This is a genomic window from Nocardia sp. NPDC050406 (assembly GCF_044459025.1).
Classification (GTDB): Bacteria; Actinomycetota; Actinomycetes; order Mycobacteriales; family Mycobacteriaceae; genus Nocardia.
In genome coordinates this window covers 1,956,071-1,979,539 of the sequence record NZ_JBITIM010000001.1, presented here as the reverse complement: position 1 = coordinate 1,979,539, position 23,469 = coordinate 1,956,071, and the positions used below count along the sequence as shown (strand labels likewise).

At 69.3% G+C, this 23,469-nt stretch carries 11 protein-coding genes; 4 read left to right on the top strand and 7 right to left on the bottom strand.

Annotation, left to right across the window (positions count from 1 at the left end; translation table 11 throughout):
- Nucleotides 1-77 precede the first annotated feature (77 nt).
- Nucleotides 78-1,730 (top strand): TerD family protein, encoded by a 1,653-nt coding sequence (locus ACIBH2_RS09415; protein WP_397115196.1) that lies wholly within the window; start codon nucleotides 78-80, stop codon nucleotides 1,728-1,730.
- 14 nt (nucleotides 1,731-1,744) lie between these two features.
- Here ACIBH2_RS09415 and ACIBH2_RS09410 read toward each other — a convergent pair whose 3' ends face one another.
- On the bottom strand, nucleotides 1,745-2,416 hold the full coding sequence (locus ACIBH2_RS09410) for an endonuclease V (RefSeq protein WP_397115194.1): 672 nt from the start codon (nucleotides 2,414-2,416) through the stop codon (nucleotides 1,745-1,747).
- Nucleotides 2,417-2,628: 212 nt separating this feature from the next.
- Between ACIBH2_RS09410 and ispG the strand changes: the two genes are divergently transcribed.
- The 3 genes from ispG (at nucleotide 2,629) to ACIBH2_RS09395 (ending at nucleotide 6,570) form a co-directional block, all read left to right on the top strand.
- Nucleotides 2,629-3,762: a flavodoxin-dependent (E)-4-hydroxy-3-methylbut-2-enyl-diphosphate synthase gene (gene ispG / locus ACIBH2_RS09405; RefSeq protein WP_397116930.1), complete on the top strand. Its 1,134-nt coding sequence runs from the start codon at nucleotides 2,629-2,631 to the stop codon at nucleotides 3,760-3,762.
- 73 nt (nucleotides 3,763-3,835) lie between these two features.
- Nucleotides 3,836-4,699, top strand: a complete 864-nt coding sequence (locus ACIBH2_RS09400; protein ID WP_397115192.1) for a GNAT family N-acetyltransferase — start codon at nucleotides 3,836-3,838, stop codon at nucleotides 4,697-4,699.
- 80 nt (nucleotides 4,700-4,779) lie between these two features.
- Nucleotides 4,780-6,570, top strand: coding sequence for a penicillin-binding transpeptidase domain-containing protein (locus ACIBH2_RS09395; protein ID WP_397115190.1), 1,791 nt, complete (start codon nucleotides 4,780-4,782; stop codon nucleotides 6,568-6,570).
- A gap of 17 nt (nucleotides 6,571-6,587) precedes the next feature.
- On the opposite strand, the gene ACIBH2_RS09390 is transcribed toward ACIBH2_RS09395, so the two are convergent.
- From ACIBH2_RS09390 to ACIBH2_RS09365, 6 genes are all read right to left on the bottom strand, one after another.
- Nucleotides 6,588-6,830 carry a hypothetical protein gene (locus tag ACIBH2_RS09390; RefSeq protein ID WP_397115188.1) on the bottom strand — a complete coding sequence of 81 codons (243 nt, stop codon included), beginning with the start codon at nucleotides 6,828-6,830 and terminating at the stop codon, nucleotides 6,588-6,590.
- A 225-nt stretch (nucleotides 6,831-7,055) separates the two neighbouring features.
- Nucleotides 7,056-7,565 (bottom strand): peroxynitrite isomerase, encoded by a 510-nt coding sequence (locus ACIBH2_RS09385; protein ID WP_397116928.1) that lies wholly within the window; start codon nucleotides 7,563-7,565, stop codon nucleotides 7,056-7,058.
- 101 nt (nucleotides 7,566-7,666) lie between these two features.
- The gene (locus tag ACIBH2_RS09380) at nucleotides 7,667-8,482 is read right to left on the bottom strand and encodes an ABC transporter permease (protein WP_397115186.1); all 816 of its coding nucleotides are present in this window, start codon (nucleotides 8,480-8,482) and stop codon (nucleotides 7,667-7,669) included.
- A gap of 1 nt (nucleotide 8,483) precedes the next feature.
- Nucleotides 8,484-9,302 carry an ABC transporter permease gene (locus ACIBH2_RS09375; protein WP_397115184.1) on the bottom strand — a complete coding sequence of 273 codons (819 nt, stop codon included), beginning with the start codon at nucleotides 9,300-9,302 and terminating at the stop codon, nucleotides 8,484-8,486.
- Entirely contained in the window at nucleotides 9,299-10,282 is a 984-nt protein-coding gene (locus tag ACIBH2_RS09370; protein ID WP_397115182.1) for an ATP-binding cassette domain-containing protein, read from the bottom strand. Before ACIBH2_RS09370 ends, ACIBH2_RS09375 begins: the two co-directional genes overlap by 4 nt.
- The gene (locus ACIBH2_RS09365; RefSeq protein WP_397115180.1) at nucleotides 10,279-23,439 is read right to left on the bottom strand and encodes an amino acid adenylation domain-containing protein; all 13,161 of its coding nucleotides are present in this window, start codon (nucleotides 23,437-23,439) and stop codon (nucleotides 10,279-10,281) included. Before ACIBH2_RS09365 ends, ACIBH2_RS09370 begins: the two co-directional genes overlap by 4 nt.
- Between the last annotated feature and the right edge of the window lie 30 nt (nucleotides 23,440-23,469).

Below are 23,469 nucleotides of genomic sequence, written 5' to 3'. Positions count from 1 at the left end.
GATTGCGGTGCGAACACCGAACATCCTGGCGCGGCGGGGGTCTCGCCAGCAGTCGCGCGTATGAAGGAATGGTGTTCGTGAAGCTCACGCGTGGGGCGAATGTGCCCATCGCGGCCTCGGCCGTATCGGTCGGATTGGCCGGATCGAGCGAGGGGGTCGATGTGATGGCCCTGCTGCTCGCGGAGTCGGGGAAGATCCGCAGCAACGACGACTTCGTCTTCTTCAACGCGCCCAAGCACCCGTCGGGCGCGGTGACGCTGGACGGCACCATCGAGGTCACCCTGGTCACCGTCGAACCGGAGGTCGCCACGATCGCGGTCGTCGGTGCGGTGGACCAGGGATCCTTCCGCGACGTGCACGGCCTCACGCTCACCATTCGCGAGCCGCGCGGGGAACTGGTGTCCTTCGAGGTGGGGCAGCGCGAGGCCGTCACCGCCATGCTGATCGGCGAGTTCTACCGCCGCGACGGCGGCTGGAAATTCCGCGCCGTCGGACAGGGCTGGGACAGCGGGTTGCGCGGTCTGGCAGAGGAATTCGGTGTCGAGGTGGACGACGAGCCCGCCGACCCACCCGCGCCTCCGATCGGCGGCCCCGAGCCGACGCCCTTCCCCGCTCCGCCTCCGCCCATGCCGGTTCCGGCCTCTCCCCAGCCGACGATGGCTCCCGGGTGGTACCCGAGCCCGACAGATCCCGCTCGTCTGCGGTGGTTCAGTGGCACGGCGTGGACCGACGACTTCCGCCAGACCTTCCCCGCCGACCCGGCGATCTGTCAGCGCTGCGGCCGTCAGGTACGCGTCCCGCGGTTCGGCGCGCCAGCACCGTGCCGCTGGTGCGAGAACGAGGTCAACGGCTTCATGGAAACCTGGCGGCAGCAGGCGTGGCAGGTGCTCTCCGCCGACGGCCCACGCGGCCAGCGGTGGGACGAGCTGTGGGTGGCGCTGCGGTTCCAGATGATCAACGAGCAGACCGGACGGGAGGCGCTGCGCCCGCTGGCGATCGCGCACCTGGAGCGGTTCGTGGCCTTCGCCTTCGCCGATGGTGAGATCGAAGCCGAGGAACTGACGACCTTCCATCAACTGCTCGCGGACCTGCGGACCGCGGTGGATCTGTCGCACGCCGCACAGCACCTCGGGCAGTTGACCCAGCGCATGGAACGTGGCCGGTCGCTGACCCAGGTCCGAGCGGGCGATCTACCGAACTTGCACCGCCCGGATCTGCACCTGGACTCCGGCGAACTGCTGCATGTCGATGTCAACGCCACGCAAATCAGGTTCCTGGCCAGCGGCCCCAAACACACTCCGGGCAGACTGGTCGCGAGCAGCAAGAAACTGCGTTTCGTCGGCGCGACGGCCGGAACCGAACTGCCCTGGACGAAGATCCTGTCGATTCGTCCGGAGTACGGCACCGTGGTCATAGCCGCGACCACCGCCAAGGGCGGCGGCACCTACAGCGTGCCGGACGCGGAGTACGTCGCCGCGGTTCTGGAAGGCACGCTGCGCGTCGCCAAGCGCCTCGTCCTGGCGCCGGGCCAGCGCGACTCGCGCTCGATACCCCAGCACGTGAAAACAGCCGTGTGGCAACGCGACGGCGGCCGGTGTCGAGAGTGCTCCGCGGGCGAATATCTCGAGCTCGACCACATCATTCCGTGGAGCCAAGGGGGCGCGACAAGCGTCGAGAATCTGCAAATCCTGTGCCGCCGTTGCAATCAGGAGAAGGGTGCTCGCATCTGAATCCGCGCGGTTGCTCAGGCTGTGCCCTCGGCGAGCAGTCGACGGCACAGCCGGTCGGCGCGACGCGTCGTTTCCGGTTGCCGGAATTCGGGCGTGAGTGCCAGCACCTGCTCACAGGCGGTGTCGATATCGATCTTGTGACCGACGGAGACGTAGACCGGTTTCACGTCCGTGCGGGTGCGTAAGGCGCGGCCGACCGGCTCGCCGTCGAGGGTGATCTCGCTGTAGGACCCGCGCTCGCGGGCAGGTTCCTCGTAGTCGCCCCACACGTTCTTGGCCACGCCGAGGGTGGGCAGGTCGACGAGCAGGCCGAGGTGGCAGGCGAAGCCGAAGCGGCGGGGGTGGGCCAGGCCCTGGCTGTCGCAGATGATGAGATCCGGTGTGGTGGAAAGGCTTTGGAGGGCCTTGATGGTGGTGGGGAGTTCTCGGAAGGCTAGTAGGCCGGGGACGTAGGGGAAGTCGGTGTGGCCGCGGGCGGTGGCGGTGTCGATCGTTTCGAGGGTGGCGAGGTCTAGTACTACGGCGACCGCGGCCACGTTGCCGTCGTCGTCGTAGGCGGAATCGAGGCCCGCGACGGTGCGGAAGGCGGGGGGAGCGGGGTTTTCGGCGACTACGCGGGGGCGGAGTCTGTCTTGTAGGGCGATGGCCTCTTCGGGGGTGGTCGGCCACGAATCAGGAATCTGCACTTTCACTTGCTGGGCCGATACCTTTCCGGTCGCTGGAACGAATACCAAGCGTAGGGGTCACTCGATTCGCGGGGCGGTGGCGGCGCGGCGTAGCCTTGTCGCCGCTGTCACAGAGCGGCCGGTACCTGGGCGTCACTAGACTCGGGACCGGAACGGGTGAGGACAAAGACGAAAGTAGGCAGGCGATCGTGAGCAGTGCCATCGCATTGGGGATGCCGTCCGCACCGGCGGCCGTCCTCGCACCCCGGCGCAAGACCCGCCAGTTGATGGTGGGCAAGGTCGGGGTCGGCAGCGAATTCCCGGTCTCGGTGCAGTCCATGACCACCACCAGGACCCATGACGTCAATGCCACGCTGCAGCAGATCGCGGAACTCACCGCGTCCGGCTGCGATATCGTGCGTGTGGCGTGCCCGCGGCAGGAGGACGCCGACGCCCTCGCCGCCATTGCCAAGAAGTCCCCGATCCCGGTCATCGCCGATATCCACTTCCAGCCCCGCTACATCTTCGCCGCCATCGACGCCGGATGCGCCGCGGTGCGCGTGAACCCGGGCAATATCAAGGAATTCGACGGTCGCGTCGGCGAGGTCGCCAAGGCCGCCGGTGCCGCCGGTATCCCGATCCGCATCGGCGTGAACGCCGGTTCGCTCGACAAGCGCATGCTCGAGAAGTACGGCAAGGCCACCCCGGAGGCGCTCGTCGAATCGGCGCTGTGGGAGGCCTCGCTCTTCGAGGAGCACGGCTTCGGCGATATCAAGATCTCGGTCAAGCACAACGATCCCGTCGTCATGGTGGAGGCCTACCGCCAGCTCGCCGCCGCCTGCGACTACCCGCTGCACCTCGGCGTCACCGAGGCCGGTCCGGCCTTCCAGGGCACCATCAAGTCCGCCACCGCCTTCGGCGCGCTGCTATCCCAGGGCATCGGCGACACCATTCGCGTGTCGCTCTCCGCCCCGCCCGTGGAGGAGGTGAAGGTCGGCAACCAGATCCTGCAGTCGCTGAACCTGCGCCCCCGCAAGCTCGAAATCGTCTCCTGCCCGTCCTGTGGACGCGCGCAGGTGGATGTCTACACCCTGGCCAACGAGGTGACCGCCGGACTCGAGGGTATGGAGGTACCGCTGCGCGTGGCCGTCATGGGCTGCGTCGTGAACGGTCCGGGCGAGGCCCGCGAGGCCGATCTGGGCGTGGCCTCCGGCAATGGCAAGGGCCAGATCTTCGTCAAGGGCGAGGTCATCAAGACCGTGCCCGAGCACCTGATCGTCGAAACCCTCATCGAGGAGGCCATGCGCCTCGCCGAGGAGATGGGGGAGCAGGCGGGCGCGGGCGAGCCGGTGGTCAGCGTCAGCTGAGTAAACCTGAGGACAGGCTGGGGCTTTCCGCATACACACGGCGCGTTTTCAGAAGTCGTGGCAGGCTGTGAACGTGCGGAGTGTGCTGGAGCCGACCCGCCGGACCAAGGTTTCGGGAGCTCGTTCGCTCGCGAACCGCGATCTGACGCAGGTGTTGCGCGTGCTCGATACCGACCCGGTGGCGAGCTGCATGGTGGCGGCCCGACTGCAGGAGTACGGGCTGGACAGCAGGGGTACCTACGGGGAGTTGTGGAGCCGCGGCGGGCCGGGTGAGTCGCTGTGCTTCTCGGGCGCGAATCTGGTGCCGCTGCGCGGATCTCGGGATGATCTGCGCGCCTTCGCCGATCGCGCCGTCCGGGGTCCGCGGATCTGCTCGTCCATCGTGGGCCGCCGCGAACTGGCGCTGCCGCTGTGGGAGTTGCTGGCCGACCAGTGGGGTCCGGAGCGCGAATTGCGTCCGGATCAGCCGCTGCTGGCGCTGGAACGCACGGCCGCGGCCGCGCCCGATCTGAAGGTGCGCCGGGTGCGCCCCGAGGAGTTGGAGCGCTACCTCACCGCCGCCATCGCCATGTTCACCGAGGAGATCGGGATCGACCCGCGCGTGGGCGACGGCGGCCGCAGCTACCGCCGCCGCGTCGCCAATCTCATCGAATCCGGCCGCGCCTGGGCGCGTTTCGAGGACGGCGAGGTGGTCTACAAGGCCGAGGTCGGCTCGCAGTCCAAGCGCACCGGCCAGATCCAGGGCGTCTGGGTGCACCCCGACCGGCGCGGGGCCGGGCTGGGCACCGCGGGCACGGCGGCGGTGGCCAATGCCGTGGTGGCCTCGGGCCGCACCGCCAGCCTCTACGTGAACTGCTACAACGATGTCGCGCGCCGCGCCTACGCCAAGGTCGGATTCCGGCAAATCGCTACATTCGCGACAGTTCTGCTCGACTGAGTGTGTCCTGGCACCGAAATACGTTCCGGTGCAGTGTGTCCCCGCAGGTTTGCGGTAAGTTGGCCCTAGCATCTGTCCCGATGTCCACGCGCATGCTGACCCTGCTGTTCGCCGCGGCGGTGATGATTGCCGCCGCCGGATGCTCCTCCGGCCCGCAGCGTCCCGCGACCACCGCCGAGGCCTTCTTCGACGCGTTCTCCAGCGGTGACGCCGAGGCCGCCGCGCGGCTCACCAATCTGCCCGAGAAGGCAAGCGCCGCATTGTCTTCGGCCTGGCAGCAGCTCCAGGCCGAGAGCCTCGAGGTGTCCTCCGGCGCGGCGCGGGTCACCGGTGACACCGCCACCGTCGACTACACCTACTCCTGGAAGCTGCCCAAGGACCGGGTCTGGACCTACAAGGGCCAATTGCAGTTGGGCCGCGCCGAGGGTCGGTGGACGGTGCGCTGGACGGCGGCCGATATCCATCCGCGCCTGGGCGACACCCAAACCCTCGAGCTGCGCGCCACCCCGGCCCCGCGCGCCCGCGTCAACGAACGCTCCGGCAGCGATGTCCTGGTGCCGGGCACGGTGCACCGGGTGGTGTTCACCCCGGCCGACGCCCCCGATCCGATCTATGTCGCCAATGCCCTTGTCGCCGCGCTGAATCCGATCGATCCGGAGCTGACCACCGCCGCACTGCTCGATGCCGCTCGCAAGGCCGACGGCGGCAGCTATCCGGTGGAGGTTCTCAGCGAGTGGGAGTACAACAAGCTCGGTACCGCCCTGCTGGGTCTGCCCGGCGTCACCGTCACCAAGCAGTGGGACATGGTCCGCACCGACCGTGAGTTCGCACCGGATCTGCTCACCCAGGTGCGCAAGACCGTCATCGACGAGGTCGACGGCCGCGCGGGCTGGATGGTGGTCTCCAAGAACTCCAATGGCGTGGATGTCGATGTGCTGAACGAGGTTCGGCCGCAGCCGACCCCGTCGTTCTCGCTCAGCCTGGACCGCTATGTCCAGATCGCCGCGCAGCGCGCGGTCGGCGCACGCGCGGAGAAGGCCATGATGGTCGTGATCCAGCCGTCGACGGGCGCGATTCTGGCGGTGGCGCAGAACAAGGAGGCCGACCGCGACGGACCGGTCGCCACCTCGGGCCTGTACCCGCCCGGCTCGACCTTCAAGACCATCACCGCCGCCGCGGCCATGAACGAGGGCCTCGCCACGCCCGACACCGTGGTTCCGTGCCCCAGCCGAATCACCATCGGCGAGCGCACGATTCCGAACTACAACCTCTTCACCGTCGGCGATGTCCCGCTGGCGACGGCCTACGAACGCTCCTGCAATACCGCCTTCGCCAAGCTCTCCAGCCAATTGCCCGACGACGCACTGCATCTGGCGGCGGCGCAGCTGGGCATCGGACCCGACTACACGGTGGCCGGACTGCCGACGGTGTCGGGGCAGGTGCCCGAGTCCAAGGGCCTGGTGCAGCGCGCGGAGGACGGTATCGGTCAGGGCAAGGTGGTGGTCAGCCCGTTCGGCATGGCGCTCGCCGCGGCGACCATCGCCAACGGCTCGGCCCCCGTGCCGTATCTGATCGCGGGCCACGACACCACCATCGACGGACAGCGCCCGGCCATCGACCCGAAGGTGATCGAGGGCCTGCGCACGATGATGCGCAAGGTGGTGACCGGAGGTACCGCCGAACGCATCGCCGATATGGGCGAGGTCTACGGCAAGACGGGCGAGGCCGAGGTGGAGGGCGGTTCGCACTCGTGGTTCATCGGCTACCGCGGGGATATGGCGTTCGCGACGCTACTCGTCAAAGCGGGCAGTTCGGACAATGCTGTGGCGGTAACGAGGGAGATGCTGACTGCGCTTCCAGCGGGCTACTGAGTCGCGGCCCGCGAGCGTCAGCGAATGGTCGACTTCAGTTCGGTATTCGGCTGGATGGCATAGCGGCCGGAGGAGAGTTTCACACACGCGGCGGGCTGTATCGCACCGCTCTCGGCCTCGAGCACGAAGTGCTGGGATTGCTGGCTGAGACTACGCACTGCCGGTGGTGGACCGGATTCGTCGCCGAGAATCTCGGTCGCGGCGGTTCCGGCCAGGATGATCCCGGCGGTGGTGACGAGCAGAAGGGCCGAACGCTGCATGTCCTACTCCCTGGGTGTGGGGCGAGTAAGGAGACCCGAACGGTCTGTTTCGGTAAACCGGTACTGCTTTAGGGTTGGCTGACTGTTTGCCGCCGAAACAAACGGTAGAACGGACTGATTCACGGCACAACCCATGAGTGCCCTGCCGCACGCCCGTCCAACTACGGTGATGCAGGTCACATACCTAAAAGTAGGTTTGTAAAATTTTCGGCCGTGGGCACCGAGTCAGTTGTCGCGACGCAGCGTTGCCGCGAGATGGTGCTGGAGGGGCTGATCGACCGCGGCCATGCGCAGCGTGTAGTCGAGGCTGTCGCCCGCGAGCGTGAACGAGCGACCCAGGGCCGTGACCGATTTCGCGGTACTGCTGCGGCCGATGGTGGTGGAGTCGAGCTCGATGCGCAGGTCGCCGTTCTCGGCGACCAGGCTGCCCTCGCAGATCTCGGTGATGCCGGTGGGGTGGGCCAGGATGAGCTCGATGCGGTCCCGGCCGTTGGGGCGCAGGTAGCCGGTCTCGGCGTGCATGGGTCGGCTGCCGTCGGCGGCGCGGGTGCGCTGCCGATAGGTGAGGAACGGGCGGCCGACATGGCCGAAGTGCACTTCCTCCAGATAGTCGAACGGCTGAATGGTCGGATATTCGCCGTGGCCGTTGCCGCGCCAGGTGCCGAGCAGGGGCGCGAGGTGGGCGATATCCGGATGGGGCGCGACGGGGTTCTGGGGATCGAGCACGGCGGTCAGCTTAGTGCCGTCCTCGGGTCACGGAGCGATCTCGACGCGCGGGATGCGAGGTATTTCGCGTAAGGGGTCTGGATTGCCGTATTTGCCTTTCTCCGTGGGGTTCAGCGGCGGCTGGCGCGGCGGTAGCCGATGGCGGCGGGGACGGCGAACAGGGCGATGGCGGCGACCGACCAGATGAGCATGGTGGACAGCGGCCGCGCCAGCGCCCCGCCCTCGGCCAGGGCGCGCATGGCGTCGACCGCCACCGACATGGGCTGATTGCGCACGATGGGCTGAATCCAGTCCGGGTAGGCGAGCAGCGGAACGAAGCCGGTGCTGAAGAACATGAGCAGCGAGGTGACGATGGTGATGCTCTCGACCAGGCCGGAGCTGGCGGTGAAGACCGCGACCGCGATGACCAGGGTGGCGAAGGACAGCCCGAACAGCACCGGCAGGACGAAGAAGGCGAGGGTGTGCAGCGGTCCCTGCTGGAATCGGAAGCCCAGTGCCATACCGAAGGCGATGATCACCACGCTGCCGCCGAAGATGCGGCAGCCCTCGGCGACGATGCGCGAGGCCAGGCCCGAGGCGCGGTGGACGGGCAGCACCCAGAAGCGGGCGAGCAGTCCGGCATTGCGTTCGCGGCCGAGCATGACGCCGCTGGCGATGCTGCCCGACAGCGCGCCGACCAGCGCCACCATGGGCACCGAGCCGTAGAGGGCGTCGCTGCCGGTGAACTTCTGGATGGGGCTGCCCACCACGATGTCGAGCATGAGCAGCAGCAGGCACGGGATGATGAGCGTTTCCAGGAGGGTGACCGGGTCGCGCACCCAGCGCAGCAGGAGTCGCTGCACCTGAATCCAGGTGTGGCGGACCAGTGCGACCGGCGAGTTCTCGGATTCGCGGACCGCGGTGGGTTCGGGCATGGAGATGGCCATGTCAGGACCTCCGCTGGTTGAGTCGAATGGTCAGCAGCACCGAAACCGCGACAATGCCCGCGATCCACAGCAGCGGCGGGGTCATGAGCGACCAGGTGACCGCGCCCGCGTTGCCGCGGGTGTCCCCGGCGAGGGCGCGCAGGCCGTAGGCGAATTGCGAGACCGGTTGGTTGCGCACGAAACCCTGGACCCACTGCGGGAATTGGGTGGCGGGAGCGAGGCCGGTGGAGAGCATGCCGAGAATGAGCGGCGGGAGCACGAGCAGCTGGGTGGTGGCCTCGGGGCTCTTGGAGACGGTGCCGATGACATCGGCCCCGATACAGAAGGCGAGCCCGATGAGCAGGGTGAGTCCGATGAATCCGAGGGTGTGCCAGGCGTCGAGGCGGAAGCGGAAGCCGATGACGTGGGTGGCGATCAGCGCCGAGGTGACGGCGACGAGGAGCCGGAAGATATTGCCGGACATGCGCGCCGCGGTGGGGACGAGCGGGTGGATGGGCATGGCGTCGAAGCGCCGGTCGAGGCCGGAGACCGCGTCGGTGGAGGCGCGGAAGGCGGCGGAGATGGCGGTGAACGACGCAGCCTGCAGCATGACGATGGGCGCCATGAACTGCGCGTAGCTGCTGAATCCCGTTCCGGCGAAGGACATGATGCGGTTGAGCGGGATGTAGAAGCTGGCGGTGAACACGATGGGCGCGAACACCATATTGAGGATGTCGCCGGATTTGATGGCGGGCACGATGAGCCGCACGCTGAGCACCCACCACTGTTGCAGGGTGGCGGGGGTGGCTCGGACATTGGTGAGCCAGACGGCGGCGGTCACGACTCGGCCTGCCCGTCGGCGAGATGTCCGGTGAGATTGAGGAATACGTCGTCGAGGGAGGGCCGCCGCAGCGCGATGTCGACGAGTTCGATTCCGGCGCTGTCGAGTCGGCGCAGCGCCTCGGCGAGTGTTTTCGCGCCGTCCGGCGCGGGTATGGCGAGGCGGTCCGAATCACCGGTCAGGGCAAGGCGATTCGCGTCGGGTACCAGCGGTCCGAGTGCGGTGACGATGGCCGGGAGGTCCTCGAGCCGCAGCGGCACGATCTCGCAGTAACTGCCGCCGGTGCGGGATTTGAGTTCATCGGCGGTGCCGTCGGCGATGACCACGCCGTGGTCGATGACGATGATGCGGTCGCACAGCGCGTCGGCCTCCTCCAGGTACTGCGTGGTGAGCAGCGTGGTGATGCCGTGTTTGCGGAATCCGCCGACGAGATCCCAGACCCCTTGGCGGCTGCGGGGATCCAGCCCGGTGGTGGGTTCGTCGAGGAAGACCACCTCGGGGCGCACCACGAGTCCGCACGCGATGTCGATGCGGCGGCGCATACCGCCGGAGTAGGTGCCGACGCGGCGTTTGGCGGCGTCGTCGAGATCGAATTCGTCCAGCAGTTCCTTGGCGCGCAGGCGGGCGGCGCGTTTGCGCAATCCCATGAGCCGCCCGAACATCACGAGATTCTCGTAGCCGGTGAGGCCGTCGTCGAGGGCCGCGAACTGTCCGGTGAGCATGATGCGGCGGCGCACCGCGGCGGCGTCGGTGACGACATCGTGCCCGGCGACCAGCGCGCGCCCGGAATCGGGTGCGATGAGGGTGGACAGAATGTTCACGGTGGTCGTCTTACCGGCCCCGTTGGGGCCGAGTATGCCGAGCACCTCGCCGGGTGCGGCCTTGAAGTCGATGCCGCGCAGGGCTTTCACGCTGCCGAAGGATTTCTCGATGCCGTCGACGACGACTCCGCCGCCGATCGCGTCGCCGTCGATACTCATGGCCTGCCTCCAAGGTGTTGGTCGAGGACGCGGGCGATGGCCGCCAACGCGTGTGGGGTGGTGAGTTCGTCATGGGTGACATCGATGTCGTGGGTGGTGATGTCGCCGGTGATGTGCGGTCGCCAGCCCTCCGGCCCGAAGATCGGTTCGGAGTCGACGGTGGCGTGGAAATACAGTGCGTCGCCGTGGAATACGGGCCGCCGGTAGCCGGTGCGGGTGCGGGCGGAGGAGTTGTAGGAGTCCGCCATGCGCTCCAGGGTGGCGGCGTCCACGAGTTCCACCCCGCCCATGCGGTCCCGAATGAGATCGGCGGCTTCCTGCGCGCTGGCCTCGGCCGGAATATCGGTCATGCCGAAGACGTGGCCGAAGGTGGCGATGAAGGCTCCGGCGCTGAGCCTGTCGATACTGTCGCCGTCGATATCGGCGCTGTCGGCATCGAGCAGGGCGAGCACGCCGACCCGCGCGCCCTCGGCGTCGAGTTGGGTCGCCACCGCGTGGGCGATGAGACCGCCGAAGGACCAGCCGAGCACGTGGTATGGGCCTTCCGGTTGCAGGCGGCGGATTTCGCGTACGTAGCGGCGCGCGAACTCCTCGATGCTGCGGGCGGCGGGCTGGCCGGACAGGTCCGGCGCTTGCAGGCCGTAGATGGGGCGGCCGGGTGCGAGGGCGTCGGCGAGTCCGAGGTAGGTCCAGGCGATACCGGAGGAGGGGTGGATACAGAACAGGGCGGGTTCGGTGCCACCCGGGCGGATGGGCAGCACCACGTCCAGGCCGAGTCCGGGTGACGAATCCGTTTGGGTGGCAGCGTGTTCGGCAGCGGCTCGCTCGGCGAGGTACCGGGCTTCGGCGTCGGCCGCTTCGCGGGCGGCGTCGGTGCTGGCGAAAGCCGCTGTGGCCGTGAGCGCTTCGCTCCACAACCGCGCGAGCGACTCCACTTCGGCGCGGCCGAACAGGGTTTCGGGGTAGGAGAAGCTCGCTTGCAATCTGTCGTCGACCACCACGGCATTGATCTCGACCTCCGCCGTCACCGGCACGCTGGGGTGTTCGGTGGCGTGCAGGTCACCGAATTCGTCGGTGGGCAGCCAGCCCAATCCTTCCAGCCCGGCCGGGATATCCGCCGCGCCGTAGCGTCCGAGGTAGTTGAAGCCGATCCGTCCGGGCACCTGTCGCGGAAGCCGTTGTGCCGTCTCCGGATTGAGGTAGCGAAGCATGCCGTAACCCATGCCCTTGTCCGGTACGGCGAGCAGCTGGTGCTTGACCGCGCGAATGGCCGAGCCGAGCGCTGTGCCGCCGCCGAGGGCGTCGTCGATCGAGAGGCCCGCGAAGTCGAGGCGGACCGGGTACACGCTGGTGAACCAGCCGATGGTGCGGGACAGGTCGGCTCCGGGAATGATCTCCTGTTGCCGTCCGTGGCCCTCCATGCGCACCAGTAGGGACTGGTCGGCTCGCGAACGCCAGCGCAGGACGGCGAGTCCGAGCGCGGCGAGCAGCGCGTCCTCGACACCGCCGTCGAACAGCGCGGGCAGTGTGGTGAGCAGGGCGGCGGTGACGGTCTCGGGCATCTCGATATCGACCGAGCGCACGCGCTCCACCCGGTCGACGGCGGGGTCGAGTTCACGGCTGCCGAGGAGCGGGTCGGAGGTGGCGGCGATGGCGCGCCAGTAGTCGAGTTCGGCGACCCGGCGCTCGTGCCGGGCCTCCTCGTCGAGGGCGTGCGCCCACCGGCGCATGGAGGTGCCGGGCTCGGTGAGCACGGGCGTCGCCCCGGCCGAGATCTGCGCCCACGCGGCCATGAGGTCGGGGACGAGAATCCGCCAGGAGACGCCGTCGATGACGAGATGGTGCGCGACCACGATGAGATGTCCGGCGCGCTGGCCTGGGCCCACGGGGTCGAGCCACACGAGTTGCAGTCCGCGACCGCGCGCCGGATCGAGCCGATCGAGCGCGGAATCCACCTCGGTGACGGCGTATTCGCGCAGTTCGACGGTGTCGGCGTCGGCGCTGAACTCGATGCGGTGCAGCAGCGAGTCCACGTCGACGGCGTCGGGCGCATCCGTGCGCAGTCGCCACTGGCCGTCCTCCTGGAGGAGCCGGGCCCGCAGCATGTCGTGGTGGTTCACGACGGCGGTGACCGTCGCGACGAGTTGCTCTCGGGTGATGCCCACGGGCAGGTCGAGGACCGCGGTCTGCGCGAATCGCCGGAAGTCGCCGCCGCGTTCGGTCATCCACCGCACGATCGGGGTGAGCGGCATATCGCCGACTCCGCCGCCCGGCAGTTCGTCCAGAACCACCGCGTCTCCCGCGGCATCGGCGAGCTCCGCCAGTGCGGCGACGGTGCGATGCTCGAAGACTTGCAGTGGCGTCAGCTCGAGTCCGCGCAAGCGTGCCCGCGACACCAGTTGGATGGCGAGAATGCTGTCGCCGCCGAGTGCGAAGAACGAATCGTGGACGCCGACCCGGTCGCGGCCGAGCAGTTCGGCCACGATGTCCGCGAGCGCCGCCTCGGTGGGTGTGCTCGGTGCCCGATATTCGGTGTCGGCCTCGAAAACCGGTTCCGGCAGGGCTTTTCGGTCGAGTTTGCCGACGGCGTTGAGCGGCACCCGGTCGAGCAGGACGAACGCCGAGGGCACCATATAGCCCGGGAGCGAGTCGGCGGCGTGGGCGCGCAGCGCGGCGAGGTCGAAATCGACTCCCGGCGTGGGGAGTATGTAGGCCGCGAGCGCGGTGGCCCCGCCCGGTCCCGGAACGCCCAGTGTCACAGCGAATTCGACCTTGTCGGCACGACCCAGCACCGTGTCGATCTCACCGAGTTCGATGCGCTGGCCACGGACCTTGACCTGGAAGTCGGTGCGGCCCAGGTACTCCAGCCGAGGTCGGTCCAGGGCACCGATCCAGCGCACCAGATCACCGGTGCGGTAGAGGCGCTCGCCCGGCGCGCCGTAGGGGTCGGCGACGAAGCGCGCGGCGGTGAGTCCCGGTCGGGCATGATAGCCGCGTGCCAGTGCGTGCCCGGCCAGGTACAGCTCTCCGGCGACCCCGACCGGCACCGGCCGCAGCCGATCGTCGAGCACCAGTGCGGCGGCTCCCCGCACGGGCCCGCCGATGGTGATCGGTTCGTTCGCGCGCAGCGGCTCGGAAGCCGTTGCCCAGATGGTGAATTCGGTCGGACCGTAGAGATTCACCAGTGTGCGTCCACTTGCCCACCGCTGCACCATCTCCGCGCTGATGGCCTCGCCCGCGACCGCCAGCACCCGCACGCTCGACACCGCCGCCGGGTCCATGGTGGCCAGTGCCGAGGGCGTGATCACCAGGTGGGTGACCCGCTGTGCGGCAATGAGTTCGGTGAGCGCGGCTCCGCCGAAGGTGTCGGGCGGTGCGACCACCGCGGCTCCGCCGAAGCCGAAGGCCATGAGCGCTTCGAAGGCCGAGGCGTCGAAACTCGGTGACGCCACCTGTAGTACGCGGGAGTGCTCGTCGAGGTGGAGGAGTTCGCGCTGGGCCGCGACCAGATCGGCGAGGCCGTGGTGGGTGACCGAGACGCCCTTCGGCGTACCGGTCGACCCCGAGGTGTAGATCAGCCACGCGGGATGGTCCGGCGCGGTCGACCACAGCACCCCGCCGCCGTTGTCGGAGGGCTCGGGCGGTGCGTCGAGCAGCAGCCAGGAGGTGGTGTCGGGCAGCAGCGGCCGGTGCTCGGTGCGGGTGAGGCCCAGCGCGGTACCGGAGTCGGCGAGCATGTGTTCGATGCGGTCGAGCGGGTGCCGCGGGTCGATGGGCAGGAAGGCCGCGCCGGTCTTGGCCACCGCCCAGAGGGCGGTGAGCAGTTCCGCACCACGGGAGAGCGCCAGTGCCACGATCTTTTCGGGGCCGACACCGCGTGCGGCGAGCTGTGCGGCGAGGGCATCGGAGTCGGCATCGAGTTCGGCGTAGGAACGCATTCGGCCGTCCGCGACGACGGCCGGGCGGTCCGGATACGCGGCGGCGGTGGTGGCGAAAACCTCGGCCAGAGTGGTGGTTCCGCTGCTGCGGGGTCCGCGACGCGGCACCAGCGCCGCGCGTTCGGTGTCGTCGAGCAGGTCGATATCGGCGAGGCGGATATCCGGGTCGGCGAGGACGGCGGTGAGCACACGCCGCCACCGGGTCACCAGCAGGGCGGCGGTGGACTCGTCGAAGAGATCGATGGCGTAGGTGAGTACGCCCGCGATCCCGGCCGGAGCGGTACCCGAGACCTGTTCCCGCAGATCGAGTGTCAGGTCGAATTGCGAAGCGTCCCGGTCCACGGGTTCGGCCTCGACCGTGAGATGCGGCAGTTCCAGCACCGGTTCGGTGAAGTTCTGCAGCGACAGCGACACCTGGAACACCGGGTGGTGCGCGGTGGATCGCGCGGGTTCGAGCACCTGGACGAGGCGTTCGAACGGCACCTGCGCATGGGCGAAGGCGTCGAGATCGGTGGTGCGCACCTCGGCGAGGAAGTCGCGGAAACCGCGGCCGGGGTCGACGGTGGTACGCAGGGCGAGGGTGTTGACGAACATGCCGACGAGATCGTCGAGGGCCTCGTCGCCGCGTCCCGCGATGGCCGAACCGATCACCACATCGGTGGTTCCGGCCAGGCGGCCCAGCAGCACCGCGAAGGCGGCGTGCACGACCATGAACAGGCTGGTATCGGTGCTCGCGGCCAATCCGGCCAGCGCAGCGTGGGTTTCGGCGTCGAGGGTGAATGCCAGATCCGCGCTGCGCACGGTCTGCACCGCCGGGCGCGGTCGATCGGCGGGCAGCTCGAGGACATCCGGCACCCCGGCCAGTCGCTCGGTCCAGTACCGGATCTGTTGGGCGGCAACGGAGCCCGTATCGGTCTCGTCGCCCAGCAGTTCACGCTGCCACAGCGCGTAGTCGGCGTACTGGACCCGCGGCGGCGGCAGCACCGCCGGTGCCCCGGAGGTCCGGGCCAGGTAGGCGGCCATGAGATCGGTCGCCAGCGGAGCCATGGACGCGCCGTCGGCGCTGATGTGGTGCACCACCAGCACGACCACATGCGTGGTCTGCTCGGCGGAGCGGATTCGGAACAGGCCCACCCGCAGCGGCGCTTCCCGGGTGAGGTCGAAGCCGGTCGCCGCGACCTCCTCGATCCGTTTCCGCAGGGCCGCACCGTCTTCGGTGTCGACCACCGTCGGTTCGGGCAGCGCGGCATCCACGCCGACCACGACCTGGCGTGGCCCTTCCGCATCGGTCGGATAGATGGTGCGCAGCGTCTCGTGGCGAGTCACCACGGCCCGCACGGCCTGGCGCAGCGCGTCGAGGTCGAGCGCACCGGTGAGCCGCAGCGGCGCGATGATGTTGTACGCCGCGGAGCCGGGGTCCAGGCGGTTCAGCACCCACATGCGTTGCTGGGCGGGGGAGAGCGGCACCCGGTCGGGACGGATGCGGGGTGCCAGCGCCGGGCGGTCGGGTGCGGTGCGATCGGCGGGCACGATGCGCGTGGACAGCTGCGCCACGGTGGGCGCGTCGAACAGATCACGCAGGGCCACGGTCGATCCCAGTGCGGCGTTGACCCGCGCCACCACCTTGGTGGCGCTGAGCGAATTGCCGCCGAGTTCGAAGAAGGAGCGGTCGATGCTCACCCGATCGGTGCCGAGCACCTCCGCGAACACCTCGGCGACGGCGCTCTCCACGGCGGTGCGCGGGGCCAGGTAGCGCTGGGCCAGCGCGCTGAAATCCGGTTCCGGCAAGGCGTTTCGATCCAGTTTGCCGACCGGCGTCAGCGGGACCTCGTCGAGTTCGATGAGATAGCTGGGCACCATGTAGCCGGGCAACGCGGCCGCGACCCGGGTGCGCAGCTCCTCGGTGTCGAGGCGGTGGCGCACCTCGGCGGTGCCGACCACATAGGAGACGAGCACGGTCTCGCCCGCCGGGCCGGGTCGTCCCACGGTGGCCGCGTACTCCACCTGCTCGTCGGCGGCGAGTACCGCGTCGATCTCGCCGAGTTCGATGCGCAGGCCGCGAATTTTGACCTGGAAGTCGCTGCGCCCCAGGTACTCCAGCTCCAGGGTCACCCCGTCGGGGCCCTTCGTCTCCACCCACCGCACCATGTCGCCGGTGCGGTACATCCGCACACCGGGCGCGCCGTAGGGGTTGGCGACGAACCGCACGGCGGTGAGGGAGAAGCGGTTGAAGTAGCCGCGCGCCAGCTGCGGGCCCGCCAGATACAGCTCGCCGGTGACGCCGAGCGGGACCGGCCGCAGCCAGGTGTCGAGCACCATGGCTCCCGCACCGAGTACCGGCCCGCCGATGGTGATGGGTTCCCCGGCCCGCAGCTCACCCGGTCCGGTCGCCCAGATGCTGAATTCCGTTGGCCCGTACAGGTTCACCATGCGGCGATCCGCTGACCAGCCCGCGACCAGCTCCGGCCCGACCGCCTCGCCCGCCACCGACAGCGACCGCAGATCCGGCAGCGCGTGCGGGCTCATGGTGGCCAGCACCGAGGGCGTGATCACCGCGTGCGTCACCCGCTGGTCGCGCAGCAGCCGCTCCAATTCGCCGCCGCCGTACACATCCGGCGGCGACAGCACGAGACGGCCGCCCATGGCGTGCGCCATGAGCAGTTCGTGCACCGACGCGTCGAAGCTGGGCGACGCCACCTGAAGTGCGCTGGCCGTCTCGTCGAGATCCAACGAACCGGCTTGGGTGGCAACCAGATTCGCCAGGCCGCGGTGGCTCAGCAGCACCGCTTTCGGTTTGCCGGTGGAGCCCGAGGTGTAGATCAGGTAGGCGGTCTGCCCGAGCATGATCGGCCCGCCGCGCTCCTCGTCGGTGATCGGCGCGTCCGACACCGTCATGACGCGGCGAATGGTGTTGAGATCGTCGAGCAGCAGCCAGTCGATGGTGCCGGGCAGGGTCTCGCCCACGGCGCACACGGTCACGCCGATGGGTGCGCGCGAATCGGTGAGAATGTGTTCGATGCGCTCCACCGGATAGTTCGGGTCCAGCGGCAGGAAGGCCGCGCCGGTCTTGGCCAGCGCCCACACCGCCACCACCGACTCCACCGAGCGGGTCAGCGCCAGCACCACGAAGACCTCCCGGCCCACGCCGCGCCGCAGCAGTGCCCGGGCGAAGCGGTTGGACCAGGCATCCAGATCGCGGTAGGTCATGGTCAGGGTCCCCGCGCTCACCGCGATGGCATCCGGGTTGATGCGTGCGCCCGCGGCGAGAATGTCCGGCAGCGTGCGCATGGGCACCGGGTCGCCGCCGCGCACCGGCAGCAGCATGCGCCGCTCGATCGAATCGCAGTGTTGCAGTTGGGCGGTGCGGCGATGCGGGTGGTCGGCGATCTGCTCGAGGAGCAGGACGAACCGGTCGAGCAGTCGCCGGGCCGCCGTCTCCGGCAGCTGGTCGGCGAGGAATTTCACGGCGATACAGAGGGATTCGCTTCCGTCGTCCGCGCGTTGTGGAATCACCATGAGGTTCAGCGGATACGGGGTGGCATCGGTGCCGGAGACGTCGAGTATCCGCATGCCCGCGATATCGAGGGCCTGCGAGAGGGTTTCGCGGTCGATCGGATAGGACTCGAAGACGGTGAGGGTGTCGAAGAGTTCGGGCAGGCCGACCGCCTGGTGAATGGCGGCCAATCCGACGTGCTGGTGGTCCAGCAGCCGCGCCTGTTCGTCCTGCACCCGGCCGAGCAGGTCGGCGACCCGTTCGCCGGGATCGAGGCGCACCCGCACCGGCAGCGTGTTGATGAACAGGCCGATCATCTCCTCGACCCCGCCCAGCTGCGGCGGGCGGCCGGAGACGGTGCCGCCGAAGACGACATCGGTGCGGCCGGTGAGCATGGCCAGCAGCAGCGCCCAGGCGGTCTGCACGGCCGTGTTCACGGTCGCGCCCGCGCCGCGCACCGTGGTCTCCAGGCGGGCCAGCGCGTCGGCGCTGAAATCCACTGTGACCATGCCGGATTCGGTCGAGGAGATATCCGCCAGCGTCGGCACGGCGCGGGTGGGGCCGTCGACCCCGGCCAGAGCCTCGGTCCACGCGGACAGGGAAGTGGCGGCGTCCTGTTCCGCGAGCCAGCGCAGGAATTCGCGGTAGGAGTGCACCGGAGGCAGGGCGATGGCCTGGTCGGTGACCGCGGCGAGGTATCCGGCGAGCAGTTCGCGGACCAGCAGCGGTGTGGACCATCCGTCGAGAATCAGATGGTGGTTGGTCATGAGCAGCGTGTACGCCTCGGCCTCGGTGCGAACGAGGGTGAAGCGCAACAGCGGTGGGCGGGCGAGGTCGAAGCGAGTGCCCGCGTCCACCGCGATCAGGCGTTCCAATTCGCGGTGGCGCTCGGCCGGGTCCCCGAGACTGGTGAGATCGACCTCCTGCCACACGATCTCGGCGTTCGAGAGCACCAATTGCCGTGGCCCGTCCGGGGTTTCGACGAAGGCGGTGCGCGCGGTCTCGTGCCGGTCCACCAGTGCCTGTGCCGCCGTGCGCAACCGGGCCGCGTCGACTCGACCGGCGAGCGCGAGCCGGGTCTGCACCGTGTAGCCGTCGGCGGTATCGCTGTCGTAGCGGGCGTGGAACAGTAGGCCGTACTGCAACGGCGAGAGCGGCCACACCTCGTGCAGATTCGGGTATTCGCGCTCCCACGAATCGATCTGCGGCTGCGACACCGCCACGAGCGCGAAATCCGACGGGCTGTGCCCGCCCGAACCCGCCCGCCGGGCATGGGTGGTGAGCGCGACGAGGGCCCGCTCCCACAGCTCCGCCAGTTCGCGCACCTGGGTCTCGGTGAGAATGCGCGACGCGTACGCCCAGGTGACCTCCAGTCCGGCGTCGGTGTGCAGGGCGTTGATATCGACCACGGCCGCCAGGGGCGCGCGATCGTCCTGGGTGGCGGCGAAGCGCCTCGGCAGCCACGGACCGGAGCCGCCCGCGCCGGTCCGGCCGAGATAGTTGAAGCTCAGCGGCGGTGTCGGCGCATCGGCCAGCGCCGCCGCGGCGTCCGCGTGCAGATACCGCAGCATGCCGTAGCCGACGCCCTTGTCGGGAATGGCGCGCAGCTGTTCCTTCACGGCCTTCAGCGCCGCGCCCGCCGCCGGGCCGCCCGCGAAGGCGTCGTCGAGATCGATACCGCCCAGGTCGAGGGCGACCGGATACACGCTGGTGAACCAGCCGACCGTGCGCGAGATATCCGCACCGGGCAGCACGCTCTCCTCCCGGCCGTGGCCCTCCAGGGTGAGGACGGTGTCCGCGCGGTCGCGCCAGCGCGCCGACGCCAGTGCGAGCGCGGTCAGCAGGGCGTCGTCGACACCGCAGTGGAAGCGCTCGGGCACGAGTTCCAAAGCCGTGGCCGTCGTTTCGAGGTCGACGGTGGTGCCGACCCGACCCATGGTCTCGGCGGTGTCGAGCTCCGGATCCAAGGGCCGCAATCCCAGCGTGCCCCGCGAGCTGTCCAGAACGCGCTGCCACAGCGGCAGTTCGGTGATCCGGTCGGCCGCCTGCTCCACCTGCCCGTGTGCCCAACGGCGAAACGATGTGCCGACGGGCAGCAGGGCGCCGCCCGTACACGCGGTCGCCAAGTCTGGCAGCAGGATTCGCCACGACACACCGTCCACGACCAGGTGGTGCAGGACCATCCAGAGCATGGGTGTGGTGTTCTCGCGCTCCAGCAGCACGAATCGCGCCACCGTTCCGGCGGCGGGGTCCAGCAGATCGGCGGCGCGCTGCAATTCGGCCTCGCCGTCGGAGTCCGACGCCACCGGAATCGATTCGATGAGCGCGGCGGCCTCCACCGTGCCGGGTTCGGAGACCAGCCACTCCCAGTCGGCGGAATCGGGGGAGCGGCGAATCAGGGTGCTGCGCAACAGATCATGGTGGTCCAGCAGCGTCTGGACGGCGGCGGCCAGGCGTGCCCTGTCGATATCGCCCGGCAGGTCGATGAGGACGGCCTGTGCGAAGCGCGGCCAGGTATCGCCGTGGGCGAGCATGTCGTGCACGATCGGCGTGAGCGGCACCGGCCCGACGCCGCCGCCCGGGAGTTCCAGGACGCGCGGTGCGGTCACTTCGGTTGCCACGGCGGCCAGTCCGGCAACGGTCTTGTGCTCGAACACATCTCGCGCCCGCAGACCGAGCCCGGCGGATTTGGCGCGTGCGACGAGTTGAATGGCGACAATGCTGTCGCCGCCGAGGGCGAAGAAGTTGTCGTCCGCGCCGATCTCGGCGAGGCCGAGCACCTCCGCGAACAGGGCGGCGAGGGTCTGCTCCTGGGGGGTCGACGGTGCGCGCCCGGTGCGCGCGCGGGTGTCGAAATCCGGTGCGGGCAGCGCGCGACGGTCCACCTTGCCCGCCGGGGTGAGCGGCAGCGTATCGAGGACCATGACCGACGACGGCACCATATAAGCGGGAAGCTGCTGTGCGACAGTCGCTTTCACGGCCTCCGGATCGACCGCCGTCGTCGCGAGGACGTACGACACCAAGGCCGTCGCCCCGCCGGGCGTGGTCGCGCCCACCGTGATCGCCACCTCGACGCCCGGGTGGCGCGCCACCGCCGCGTCCACCTCACCCAGTTCGATCCGGAAACCCCGCACCTTCACCTGGGTGTCGCCGCGACCGGCGAACTCCAGTTGCCACCCGCTCCTGGTGTGCCGCCACCGCACCAGATCCCCGGTGCGGTACATGCGCTCACCCGCCGCGAACGGATTCGCCACGAACCGTCCGGCGGTGAGCCCGATGCGCTGGTGGTAGCCGCGCGCCAGCCCCGGCCCCGCCAGGTACAGCTCGCCGGTCACGCCCGGCGGAACCGGCCGCAACCACGGATCCAGGACCACGGCGCTCGCGCCGCGCGCGGGGCCGCCGATGGTGATCGGATCGCCGGGCTCGAGCGGCGCGCTCAGGGTGGCGGTGACGGTCGCCTCGGTGGGGCCGTAGCCATTGAGCACACAGCGCCCCGCCCAGCGCGCGGTGAGCTCCGGCGGGCACGCCTCGCCGCCCACCACCACCGTGCGCAGCCGAGGCAAGGTGTGCGGTTCGAGCGAACCCGCTACCGCCGGAGTCACATTCAGATGCGTGACCTCCAGTGCCCGCAGCACTCGCGCGAGGTCCTCGCCCGCGTAGGCCGACGGCGGCACCACGGCCACCGTCGCACCGATGGCGAGGGCGACGAGGATCTCCTCGATCGAGATATCGAAACTCGGTGACACCGCGTGCGCCACCACCGCGTTCGCGCCCACCCCGAATGCCGAGCCGGACCCTGTCACCAGGTTCGCCAGGCCGCGATGGGACACCCCGACGCCTTTGGGCAGACCGGTGGAACCGGAGGTGTAGATGAGATACGCGAGCTGGTCCACTCGCACCGGCGCGCGCCGGTCTGCATCGGTCACCGGCGCGGAATCCATGGCGGCGACGGCTGTTTCGGTGTCCTCGGTATCGAGTACCAGCCAGCGCACCCGATCCGGCAGAGCTGGCCGCGCCGCCGCCACCGTCACACCGGCCACCACGCCGCTGTCGCTGAGCATGTGCTCGATGCGGTCGGTCGGATAGTCGGGGTCGATGGGGACGAACGCTGCCCCGGTGCGTGCCACCGCGCACATCGCGAGCACCGACCGCACCGACCGCGAGATCGACACGGCCACCGGCCGTTCCGGTCCCGCCCCGGCGGCGATGAGCACGCGCGCCAGCTGATTGGTGTACTCGTCCAACTCCCGATAGCTCAGGACCGTCCCGTCGCCTCGAATCGCGATGGCCGAGGGATTCTTCGCCGCGCCGTGCTCCAGAATCTCCGGCAGTGTGCGGACCGGTGCGTCGGAACGTCCACGCGCGGGCGCGATCTCGCGCTCCGCCTCGGCCAGCACCGTCAGCGACACCAGGCGGCCGCGCGGTCCCGCCGCGAGGAACGTGTGCAGGAAATCCAGGAATCGCGTGTGCAGCGACGCCAATTCGTTCTCGTCGTAGCAGTTCGGATTGGCCTGGAGGTCGATATGGGTGCTCTCCCCGCCCACGCCCGGATAGACGTTGACGAACAGATCCTCGATGAGCCCGGAGGTCAGCACGTGCAGGCGACCGGTGGTGTTGCCGAGCCGAATCCTGCTGTCCACCAACATCAGATTGACCGTCGGACCGAACGAGCCCACCTCGTCCATGGCCCAGCCGAGGTCGCGGACGATATCCTCCTGCCGGTACCGCTGCCGTCGCAGCGCCGCCGTCAGCTCCCCCTGGGTGGCGCGAATCAGCTCACCCACTGTCAGCGTCGGCGACTGCCGCAGGCGCAGCGGCACCACATTGGCCATCATGCCGCCGGAGCGGCGCAGCGTCGCGGTGGTGCGGCCCGAAACCGGCAGGCTCAGCACGATTTCCGGGGCGCCGGTCATGGCTCCCAGATACGCGGCGAAGGCGGCGACGATCACCGGCGCGGCACTCGAGGACAGCTCCCCGGCCACCTCGTCCAACAACTTCGACGTGGTCGCGGGCAGAGCCCGGCTCGACAGCCGCGGATGGGCGTCGACCGCGCCGCTGTGCCGCCCCAGCCGCACCGGCTCGGGCATACCCGCCAGATGCGCACGCCAATACTCGCGGTCGGCGTGCAACCGCTCCGAATCACGGTAGGCCGCATCGGCTTCCACGATGCCGCGCAGATGTTCGGCCTTGCCCGGCGGGATCTCGCGACCCGAGGCCGCCGCGTTGTAGATCTCGCCCGTGCGCTGCAACATGGTCAGCGCGCCGACCCCATCGAGAGCGATGTGGTGGAAACGCGAATACCAGAACCAGCGGTCCTCGCTCAGCCGCAGCATGGCGACCCGGCAGAGCCGATCGCGCAGCGGGTCCAGCGGGGCGGTGTACTCGGCGCGCATCCAGGCGTGCGCGGCCGCCTCCGGATCGGGGGCATGGCGCAGATCGACGGACTCGATGGCGTCGTCCAGCGAGGTGTCGACCATCTGGTAGGGGAAGTCGTCGATCTCGACGAGGCGCAGATATCCGGTACCGAACTCCCGCCCCGCCCGCCGGGCCGCCTCCTCGAGGAGGGGAACGTCCACCGCGCCGCGGAATTCCACGTACTGGGCGATGGAGACGGGGGTGTCACCGGCCAGATGCTGGGCGAACCAGATTCCGCGCTGCGCGGCGGAGAGCGGGAAGGCGGCGTCGGAGCCGGTGACAGTGGGGGACAGGGCAGAGCTCGAAACCATGAACAGTCCTGCGTACTGGTGGAATACGAC

What these genes read in the sequence shown, in the direction of transcription:
- ACIBH2_RS09395 (WP_397115190.1), top strand. Translation starts at nt 4,780, where the DNA reads ATGTCCACGCGCATGCTGACCCTGCTGTTCGCCGCGGCGGTGATGATT.
- ACIBH2_RS09380 (WP_397115186.1), bottom strand. Translation starts at nt 8,482, where the DNA reads ATGGCCATCTCCATGCCCGAACCCACCGCGGTCCGCGAATCCGAGAAC.
- ACIBH2_RS09365 (WP_397115180.1), bottom strand. Translation starts at nt 23,439, where the DNA reads ATGGTTTCGAGCTCTGCCCTGTCCCCCACTGTCACCGGCTCCGACGCC.
- ispG (WP_397116930.1), top strand. Translation starts at nt 2,629, where the DNA reads ATGCCGTCCGCACCGGCGGCCGTCCTCGCACCCCGGCGCAAGACCCGC.
- ACIBH2_RS09390 (WP_397115188.1), bottom strand. Translation starts at nt 6,830, where the DNA reads ATGCAGCGTTCGGCCCTTCTGCTCGTCACCACCGCCGGGATCATCCTG.
- ACIBH2_RS09370 (WP_397115182.1), bottom strand. Translation starts at nt 10,282, where the DNA reads ATGAGTATCGACGGCGACGCGATCGGCGGCGGAGTCGTCGTCGACGGC.